We start from the raw sequence: 9,973 nt of genomic DNA, 5'->3' as shown, positions 1-9,973 counted from the left end.
CAAGTGATGAGGGGGCTAAGATGTACCTCATAAGATTGGAAATCGCTGTAAATGTGTGTGGTTTGAAACCCTTGTAGAGACGTTCCATGGAACGTCTCTACTTTTTTACCAGATGTCTAATTATCAGTTCCCCAAAACACAGATACCCCTGGTTCATTTTTGTTGTGAACCAGAGGTATCTCATAATTGGTAGACTATAAATCTTTCAGTATACTGAAGTTGAAACCAATATACACTCTTTATTCCCATTTGCATAGTTCTGTAATAACAATTTATTTAAGTTTTGTATACTTTTAATTATTTCTTTATATTTAAGATTAATTAAGCCAGCAAATATCCTGTTTTTATTCCCTTGCATTAGCAGCATTTTGGTGATAAATACCGCCTAAATTAGCTAATTCGGCACTTAATGATCGGAAATTAAGTTATTCTGAAGCTTATTTGCAAAAAATATTGAAACATTGAATATGGAACGCACTATTTCATTTTTAGGCATTGGCGTTTTTATTAGTATATCCTACGCCCTGTCCGTGAATCGTCAAGCCGTGCGTTGGCGGACAGTCGCCTGGGGATTGGGGTTAGAATTTATTTTAGCTATAGTCATTCTCAAAACCGCTTGGGGTTTGCACTTATTTAAATCCTTGGGAAATATAGTTGGTAACTTTTTAGCTTTTTCTGATGTTGGTGCAAAATTCGTCTTTGGTGAAAACTTCAAAGATCATCTGTTTGCTTTTCAAATTCTCCCCACAATTATCTTTTTCTCATCATTTATCAGTATTCTTTATTACTATGGTATTTTGCAAAAGGTTGTCAATGCCCTAGCATGGTTGATGATGAAAACCATGAAAACATCAGGTTCTGAATCTTTGTCCTGTGCGGGAAATATCTTCTTGGGACCAACAGAAGCAGCACTCATGGTCAAACCTTACCTAGCAAACATGACAAAATCGGAATTGCACGCCGTCATGACAGGTGGTTTTGCTACCATTGCCGGGGGTGTACTAGGTGCTTATCTGTCCTTTGGGATTCCACCGGAACATTTAATTGCAGCTTTTTTTATGACTTCTCCCGTTGCATTGATAGTATCAAAAATAATGTATCCAGAAACAGAAGTATCGGAAACTACGGAAAAAGTTAATATAGACATCAAAAGTAATTATGTTAATGTTCTTGATGCAGCCACATCTGGGGCAATTGATGGGGTAAAATTAGCAGTTAATGTTGGGGTAATAATAATTGCTTTTTTGAGTTTATTAGCTGCTGTGAATGCTAGTTTAAGTTGGTTGGGAACGTTGGCAGGTTATCCGCAATTATCCTTAGAAGGGATGTTATCTTTAATTATGTTTCCCGTAGCCTGGTTAATGGGTATACCTTGGGCTGACTGTGGACAAGTTGGAGCATTATTAGGTAAAAAGACGATTCTTAATGAATTTATCGCCTATTTGGATTTAGGAGAACTGATTAAGAAACAAGAAATTTCTCAACGTTCAGCTATTATTACTACCTATGCCTTATGTAATTTTGCTAATATTGGCTCAATTGGCATTACTATTGGTGGGATGACAGGAATAGCGCCGAACCGTCAACAAGACTTAGCCCGTATGGGTTTAAGGACGATGATTGGCGGATTATTGGCGGGTTTTATTACTGCGGCAATTGCGGGAATTTTGATTTAAAAATAATTGAAATTACAGGATTTAATGTAGGGGTAGCACCCCTGCGCCTACCCCCTTCTTATGGAGGTACAAGAACCGCCTCATCGCTTGTGGGAAGGGGCTATGATAGATTTTATTCAAGTGCATACCACTATAGGTTAAAAATAAACTATGAAATTGGCAGCAATCAATTCTATCAAAACATCAATTAGAGTTATGATTTTGGGTGTTTGTTTGGCTGGAGGTAATGTTTTTGCCCAAACATTATCACTTTCTCCAAACTTAATTGGTTTTGATACTCCTGAAGGTGAAAAATTATTAATTGCCAGTAAATCAAACAATGATTTTTTTCCATTAAGTACACAGTTTGTTACCCAAACTAATCAGGCATACTGTGGCGTTGCTAGTATGGTTATGGTGTTAAATAGTTTGAAAGTTCCTGCACCGGAAGCACTGCAATATAAGCCGTTTCGGGTATTTACCCAAGATAATTTTTTTAGTAATGCAAAAACTAAAACTGTTGTAAGTTCTGAAGTTGTTGCCCGTCAAGGTATGACTTTAGATCAGTTAGGAGGATTATTGGCAAGTTATGATGTGCAGGTTAAGGTGTATCATGCTAGTAATACAAATTTAGCAGAGTTTCGCAAGTTAGCAGCAGAGAATTTAAAGCAACCAGGAAATTTTATTATTATTAACTATTTACGTAAGGAAATTGGTCAAGAACGAGGTGGACATATTTCACCTTTAGCTGCATATAACGAACTAACAGATAGATTTTTAATTATGGATGTTTCGCGCTATAAATATCCACCTGTTTGGGTAAAAACAGCAGATTTATGGAAAGCAATGAATACTGTTGATTCAACAGCAGGGAAGACGCGCGGGTTTGTATTGGTAAGTAAGAATAATTGATGTTTATCTACAGGGAATAGGGAATAGGGAACAGGGAAGAGGTTTTGGGAAACTTTACTTTTTGTTACATATTTCGGTTTTTTCCCGTTCATCTACTTACCTTCGCCATTTTCGGTGTTGGGAATCGCTTGTTGAGGAGGTGCGTCAGCTAGAGGCAATCTGTTGTTTGTCAAATTATGGGGTTTGACGCACCCTACAATGACTAATATTGCCTCTTGCCTATTCCCTGTTACCAAAACTGTAACAATTGAGAATTTATAAATCTGTGGATGAGATAGTGAACAATTAGGAGATTAGCAACGTCTCTTGCAATAGACACCTGAAAATCTGGAGTAATTGAGGTAAAAGGATGAATTCTGTCACAACCAATTTTCTGCAACGACGTTATGGAGTAAGTCTGGGCAGACGTTATGTTTTAGCAGCCGCTAGTGTTATGCTATTAGGTGCGTTTGCTTCCCGATAGATAACAGCAATAACGTTTTTGCTAAATCTTATCTACCCAATACAGAACGAGGCTTTTTACCGGACGATCAGTAGGTGAACACCATCAAACTAAATTGTGTAAAAAAACGTAAAATCGCTGAAAACTTCTTTACTCTTGCCTCTTGCCTAAATCACAAAATTTAGGGATAACAGATAGCCCAAACTCTTGCCTCTTGCATGATTGCCTCTTGCCTGCCCTCACAGACAACTTTTTCAGCAAGCCCTACTTAATCTACTTTGAGAGCAATATGGCGGTATGAGTATCTCATGAAACACTCAAAGAATTATTAGGCTCTATTTTCGGAGATGTTTCTGGTGTCATGGCTGCAGATATTTCATTGGGGTGAGAGTCTTCTGTGTCCAGATTTGTGTCCACGTTAGGTGTTGAGGGACGAATGGCGTTGATGATGCTTTTAATAACTACAGCGCAAGGAACAGCGACAATTACGCCTAAAAGTCCGCCAATTCTCGCTCCAGTGAGGACAGAAATTAAAATCCACACGGGGTTTAAACCGGTAAAACTGCCTAAGATTCGCGGCGCTATTAGATTTTCCAGAATTTGCTGGACGATGATGGCTGCTATTAATACCCTTACACCCATAGAAACATCTTGGAGTGAGACTAAAGACGTGGTGAGGGCGATACCGACAGAACCACCAAAGGGGATAAGTGCCATGACTCCAATAGTTAACCCAAATAATAGACCAAAAGGAACTTTTAGCCATAAAAAGGTGGGAATTAGGGCAGAAGCCATGCAAGTTGAGAGGATTAGTTGGGTGATAAAAAAGTTTTGAAAGCTTAAACGAACTGTTTTGGAAAAGGGGGCGCGAAATTTAGCCGGTAGCCATTCTACTAAACTCTGCCAAAGTTCACCGCCATGCTGTAATAAATAAAAGGTTAATACCATTGTCAGCAGGAAATCGAGCAGACTGGTGACAGTAATTACGGCTAGATTTAGCACCTGTCCGGCGATCGCCTGTAATTGCCCTTTGACGCGATCGTTGATTTGTGCGGCTAAAGCATCGAGGTTGATTGGTAAACCAGCACCTTCTGCTTTTTCATTGAGGATCATTAATTGAGAACGTCCTGAGTCTATTAATTCTGGTAACCGCGCCACCAGTTGTTGAGCTTGAGTCAGGGCCAGAGGAAACAGGGTGACACCTAGAGCCAATAAAATGGATAATGCTAACAAAAATACGAGGATGGCTACTTGCTCTCGTTTAGCTCCGTGATTTTCCATCCAACTCACGGGGTAGCTGAGTAAAAATGCTAATACAGAAGCTCCGACTAAAATAACAATCAGGGAGTGAAAATAATTGAAAATTGCGGCAATAGCCCAACCATTCAGAACCAATAGGGGCGCAAGTAGGGCGATCGCTAAAAATCTGGCTATAGGTGTTAGTGTTTGCCACCAATTGAGTAGCTTGCGTGTCTGCATCTTTAAGTAATTACACTATAGAACTAAATGAATTTCTGCTTGACCAACTGTTAATCCCGTTGAGGCGGATAATAGATGATGAAAATTATCAATTATTAATTGCCTCCTACCTAACAAGTAACTTAAGTTATTTATCTCTAACTTAACGACTATTATTCACCATCTCTAGTTTATGATCACATCAACCACTATGGATAACTTGCCCTCAAAAGATACAGATATCTCAAAAACACAACTCGTTCTGTATTTGATTCCCATTGTCGGCTTTTTTCCCTCCCTGTGGACTCTCTACCAGGGGCAGGGTAGTCGGGATCAACTGGCAATCAGTCGTTTGTCTATTACCTTGGCTTTGATCTGGATGTTAGGTTATTTATTGTTAACTACTGGATCAGCAACGAATTTTTTGACACTTCGCTTTTTAATCCTCAATAGTTTCCTGACTTCTGGTTATTTTTTAGTGAGTATTTGGTTGATTTTTCGGGTCATTCAAGGCAAATCTTCCCGTTTACCGGGGTTTAGCAACTTAGCGGAACGAGTATGGCGGAAATATTAAATGGGGAACAGGGGAGCAGGGAACAGGGGAGCAGGGAGCAGGTGACAGGTGACAGGTGACAGGGAACAGGGAATCGAAGAGAATAATATTCTTCTTTCTTCTTTCCTCCTGACTCCTTGACTCCTGACTCCTGCCGTAATTAAAAGGATCTGAGTTGAAGATGATCATATTTAGCAGTTTTTTATAGCGAACTGATGAAGAGTTGGCTATTATAGTCTGATTTGTTTTAGATGTATTCGACAAATTTAGTTTATTGAAAATCGTAGGTGAGAGGAAGTCTGTGACTAGTCAAAAAACAACAGCAGCACAACAAAAAGCAGCAAAAGCTAAATATAAGGGTCAACGGAAAAATTCTCGTCCGTCAAAATCGGGACGGTGGCTATGGTTTGCGGTGGGTATGGGGGGGATTGCCATAGTATCGGGACTTGCAGGGGCATTATTAGCTATTTCTTGGGAAAGTACGCCTTTGCAACAAGCTCAACTCAGTCCCCAGGAAGAAGCCGTATTTGATGGCGATAGTATTTCTGGCAATGGGTTACAATTTTCCCAGCTAACCCGTCCTGTTAATATCCTATTAATGGGCATGAGTGTACTACCTCCAGATGTCCAAAATCCCCCAGCCGAAAGTAAAAATCTGCGTTATTTGCCCCAAATTAATTCTTTTGACGGTCTTGCGGATGTGATGCTGTTGATCAAGTTTGATCCAGACACCCAAAAAGTAGTCATGCTTTCTGTTCCTAGAGATACCCGTACACAAATTGAAGGCTATGGAACGAAAAAAATTAATGCTGCTAATGTAGATGGTGGTCCAGCATTAACGGCGAAAACCGTTAGTAATCTTTTGGGTGGAGTCGGGATTGATCGCTATGTTCGGATTAATGTATTGGGTGTTAGTAAGCTCATTGAAGCTTTGGGAGGAGTGAATATCTATGTCCCCAAAGATATGAAATATCGGGATGATTCCCAGCATTTGTACATTAATTTAAAAGCGGGTCAACAACATCTCAGTGGTGAACAAGCGTTGCAATTACTCCGCTATCGCCATGATGAACTGGGCGATATTGGGCGAATTCAGCGGCAGCAAATGGTGTTGCGGGCTTTAATCGAACAGACACTTAACCCGACAACCATCACCAAATTACCAGATATTCTCAATGTGGTTAGGGAAAATATTGATACCAACTTATCCGTTGAAGAATTAATAGCGCTGCTTGGTTTTGGTTCAAAAATCAATCGTGCAAATATGCAAATGTTAATGCTGCCTGGACGCTTTAGCGAAAATCACGAATTTGATGCCAGCTACTGGGTTCCAGATGGGCGGAATATTGCTAAATTAATGACTCAGCATTTTGGTTTAGAAGCAAATACGACAGAAACATCATTTAGTCAGCCTGGTCGTTTGCGTGTAGCTATTCAGGATAGTACAGGAGGCGATCGCGGCGAGCGTTCTCAACTGCGCCCCCTGATTAAAACATTAGAGAAAGCTGGATATACGAATATCTTTATCTCTAAACCCTGGGGACAACCCTTAGACGTAACCCACATTGTCGCCCAACAAGGAGACGGAGACAGCGCCGAATCAATTCGTAGTTTGTTGGGATTTGGAGAAGTGCGCGTAGAAAGCACAGGTAATATTGGTTCAGATATTACTATCCAAGTAGGTAAAGACTGGTCTCAAAACCAAGCCATTTTCCAAAACTCCACCAACCCGTAGGGGCGCAGTCCCTGCGCCCTATTCCCTGAATTATGGGCGCAGAGTGGAGAAAATGCCAACGTAAACAAACCTATAAAACTATTTACAACCAAACAGCAACATAGAGAAAACACATAATAAAGGGCGGGGAAACCCCGCCCCTACAATTACATATCCAAACGGTAGTTTTCCTGTTCGCGTTCCACAAAATACTGGACACGGGCGCGGTAATCTCTGAGAGTTTCATCAACCCAATCGCGATCGCTACTGTTAACATAGAGATGGACTAAAGGTTCACTGGCATCAGGTAAAACCAATAGCCAATTGTCATCATAGGGTTGACGAATTTTCACACCGTCAATTAACTCCAAATTTTGAGCGGGGTGAGTTTCCACCAAATAACGCATTAACGCCCCCTTAGCCGTCCAAGGACAGCGGACTGTGTAGGTTCTATTGATCACACGAGGTAATTCGGAACGCACGGTTGCCAGCGATCGCTCTTGAATGGTTAACATTTCAATTAGCTTGGCAATACAGAACATCGAATCAAACCCCGGATGTAATTGCGGAAAAATAAACCCAGTTTCCCCACTCCCACCTAAAACCACATTGGGATTCTTCTGACAAGCCTCCATTAAAGCCGTAGGATTGGCCTTAGTTCTAATCACATTACCATCATGACGATGGGCAACCAATTCCACCGCACTAGAAGCATGAACCGGCACAACTACCGAACTTCTAGGACTAGCAGTTAACATCATATCAACCATCAACGCCGTCAGCATTTCCCCCCGAATGGGAAAACCCGATTCATCAACTAAAATCAGTTGTTCCCCATTAGCTGATACCTGCACGCCAAAATTAGCGTTTACCGCCTCCACAACATGACCCAATTGAGTCAATAGTAATTCTCTATCAGCATTAGAAATTGCCGTTTTATTCAAACTAGCATTTAACACCACCGCATCCGCCCCAAATTTATCCAACATTTGCGGCAAAATAGCCCCGGACACAGCGTAAACATAGTCAATAACCACCTTTGCCCGACTATTACGCAGAGTATCCACATTTAATAACTTTTCAAAAGCCTTGCCATAGCAATCCATCAATTGACTAGAATATACCACATCACCAATTTCATGACTTTGGGAACGGCGCATATCTTCCTTAAAATACGCCCCCTCAATTTTCTTTTCTTGGGCTTTAGAGATATTAATGCCTTTCAAATCCATAAATTCAATCAAGATATAATCACGGCGTTCTGGGTGAACTCGGACATGAATACCCCCTGCTACCTGCATAGTAGGAATCACCGTCCTAGCGATAGGAATAGCCGTAGTGTCGAGATTTTGAACATCCACACCCACAGACATTAAACCCGCAATTAAAGACCGTGTTACCATCCGGGAAACATTGCGTTGGTCACGGGAAACAGTCACCATTGAACCAGGTTTCAACGTCGAACCATAGGCAGCCCCTAACTTCACCGCAAACTCTGGAGTAATATCAATATTGGCTAATCCCTGTACTCCCCGCTGTCCAAATAAATTCCGTTGGGCAGTATTTCCCCAAATCAGATTAATATTTAAAACTGCACCAGACTCAATCTTTTTACTTGGCCATACCCTCACCCCAGGGCTAATTTGCGCCTCTTCTCCCACCGTAGACAGCGAACCGACCACAGCCGCTTCTAAGACATGAGCGCGTCTATCTACACGAGTACCGCGACCGATTACACAAGCCGATAACTGAGCCTCATCGCCAATAATTGCCCCATTCCAAATAATTGGTCTTTTTAAATGAGCATCAGCCCCAATTGTCACATTATCACCAATTACTGTCCCATCCTCAATTTTTACCCTCGCGCCAATGCGGCAATTATTCCCAATTACGGCTGGGGTTTCAATTTTGGCGGTAGGATCAATATAAGTATTTTGTCCTACCCACAAACCGGAAGCAATTTCTGGATAAGCCACTTTTAAGTTAACTTTCCTTTGTAAAGCATCATACTGGGCTTCTCTATAGGCATCTAAATGACCCACATCACACCAGTAACCATCAGCCACATAACCGTAAATCGGCTCGTTTTTGGCTAGTAAGAGGGGAAATAAATCTTTGGAAAAATCGCATTCAGTATGTTCTGGTAAATAGTCTAAAACTTCTGGTTCTAAGATATAAGTCCCAGTATTGACGGTATCCGAAAAGATTTCGCTAGTGGAAGGCTTTTCTAAAAATCGGTTAATGCGTCCTTCCGTGTCCGTAATTACCACACCAAATTCAATGGGGTTAGGCACACGGGTTAAAATTAAAGTGGCTTTTGATTGTTTTTGTTGATGAAATTCAATAGCAGCACTCAAATCAAAATCTGTGATACTATCACCGCTAATGACTAAAAAAGTTTCATCTAAAAGTTCAGTAATATTTTTTACGCACCCTGCCGTACCTAATGGTTGATCTTCTTCGATAGCATAGGTCATTTGTACACCAAAATCACTGCCATCTTGAAAGTAATCTCGGAGAACATCTGGTAAATAATGTAATGTAGCAATTACTTCATAAATCTGGTGTCGTTTAAGGAGATTGATAATATGTTCAGCAATGGGACGATTTAAAATAGGAACCATTGGTTTAGGTAAATCGCAAGTCAAAGGACGCAAACGCGTTCCCGAACCACCTGCCATTAAAACTGCTCGCATAAATCCTCCTAAGCTTAACTAAAAACATGATGTTTCTCTTCTTTTAGTTTCCTATAGATATTGAAATTTAAGAAACTTCCGCAAGAAACATCTCTGAAAGAATTAAAAATTAGAAATTTAAGATTGTTATAGTTACGGTTTCCATCAGGGATCTGGAGTTTAGACTTTGACTGTACAAAACAAGTTCCGCAATGCAAGTGAGGTTATCTGTGAACATACAGCACTTCCCCCCTGTTATGAAGTACATAGGACTTACGCATTGACAAAAAAATGAATCTATGTTGATGAAGCAGCACAAGCATTGGTAAGATTGTCCACAATGTAGTCGCGCACAACTAAAGTGAATAAGTTTCTTTGCACTTCATACCAATTAGAAATTATGTTTTCAGAGCGCATTTTTTCTAAACTTCTCACCGGGCAATACTTTCCAGGTTCATTTGATACAGTTCTATTTTTCTCAATCCCAAATAGAAAACCCAATTTCTGGTTTCTTAAAAATTTTAAGTTTTCTACTCCTGAGTACCAACTATCTCCTGTTACTAT

The 9,973-nt window shown here is 40.5% G+C and carries 6 protein-coding genes and 1 pseudogene; 4 read left to right on the top strand and 3 right to left on the bottom strand.

The features are described from left to right. Window positions 1-467: 467 nt before the first annotated feature. Together IQ226_RS23450 and IQ226_RS23445 are read left to right on the top strand one after the other, a co-directional pair. Complete coding sequence (locus IQ226_RS23450) at window positions 468-1,676, top strand: NupC/NupG family nucleoside CNT transporter (RefSeq protein ID WP_193899401.1); 1,209 nt, start codon at window positions 468-470, stop codon at window positions 1,674-1,676. A 150-nt stretch (window positions 1,677-1,826) separates the two neighbouring features. Continuing rightward, window positions 1,827-2,567: a phytochelatin synthase family protein gene (locus IQ226_RS23445; RefSeq protein WP_193899399.1), complete on the top strand. Its 741-nt coding sequence runs from the start codon at window positions 1,827-1,829 to the stop codon at window positions 2,565-2,567. A gap of 748 nt (window positions 2,568-3,315) precedes the next feature. On the opposite strand, the gene IQ226_RS23435 is transcribed toward IQ226_RS23445, so the two are convergent. Next, entirely contained in the window at window positions 3,316-4,488 is a 1,173-nt protein-coding gene (locus tag IQ226_RS23435) for an AI-2E family transporter (RefSeq protein ID WP_193899397.1), read from the bottom strand. A 190-nt stretch (window positions 4,489-4,678) separates the two neighbouring features. Between IQ226_RS23435 and IQ226_RS23430 the strand changes: the two genes are divergently transcribed. Further along, window positions 4,679-5,041 (top strand): hypothetical protein, encoded by a 363-nt coding sequence (locus IQ226_RS23430; RefSeq protein WP_193899395.1) that lies wholly within the window; start codon window positions 4,679-4,681, stop codon window positions 5,039-5,041. A gap of 280 nt (window positions 5,042-5,321) precedes the next feature. Beyond that, on the top strand, window positions 5,322-6,755 hold the full coding sequence (locus IQ226_RS23425) for an LCP family protein (protein ID WP_193899393.1): 1,434 nt from the start codon (window positions 5,322-5,324) through the stop codon (window positions 6,753-6,755). A 146-nt stretch (window positions 6,756-6,901) separates the two neighbouring features. On the opposite strand, the gene IQ226_RS23420 is transcribed toward IQ226_RS23425, so the two are convergent. Next, entirely contained in the window at window positions 6,902-9,430 is a 2,529-nt protein-coding gene (locus tag IQ226_RS23420) for a mannose-1-phosphate guanyltransferase (RefSeq protein WP_193899391.1), read from the bottom strand. Window positions 9,431-9,706: 276 nt separating this feature from the next. Beyond that, window positions 9,707-9,973, bottom strand: a pseudogene (locus IQ226_RS23415) (hypothetical protein); the annotation flags it as partial.

The sequence above is a fragment of the Dolichospermum sp. LEGE 00240 genome (assembly GCF_015207875.1).
In the GTDB taxonomy this organism is placed as follows: Bacteria; Cyanobacteriota; Cyanobacteriia; order Cyanobacteriales; family Nostocaceae; genus Dolichospermum; species Dolichospermum gracile.
This window is presented reverse-complemented; position numbering and strand designations above follow the sequence as displayed.